This window comes from Achromobacter sp. GbtcB20, assembly GCF_019091095.1.
GTDB classification, from domain to species: Bacteria; Pseudomonadota; Gammaproteobacteria; order Burkholderiales; family Burkholderiaceae_B; genus Achromobacter; species Achromobacter mucicolens.
This window is the reverse complement of the sequence record NZ_JAGXJZ010000980.1, coordinates 1-229: the sequence shown is the minus strand read 5'-3', so window position 1 is coordinate 229 and position 229 is coordinate 1. Positions and strand designations below refer to the sequence as shown.

1 protein-coding gene is annotated in these 229 nt (G+C 69.4%); it reads right to left on the bottom strand.

Translation table 11 applies throughout. The features are described 5' to 3' along the window. Positions 1 to 229, bottom strand: a 229-nt coding sequence (locus KVT32_RS31915) for an SDR family NAD(P)-dependent oxidoreductase (protein ID WP_217619615.1), incomplete at both ends; no start/stop codon positions are given.

The following is a 229-nucleotide window of genomic DNA, read 5'->3' as shown; positions in this document are numbered from 1 at the left end:
TCCGGCGTGACGAATTCGCCCGACGGCTGCTTTTCGAGCAACAGGGCGCGGCGCGCCTCGTCGTTCGACAGGCCCTCGCGGCTGGCGCGGTCGTCGACCTGCTTCTGCACCAGCGGGGTCAGGACCCAGCCCGGGCAGATCGCGTTGCAGGTGATGCCGGTCTGGGCGTTTTCGAGCGCGGTCACCTTGGTGAAGCCGACCAGGCCGTGCTTGGCCGCGACATAGGCCG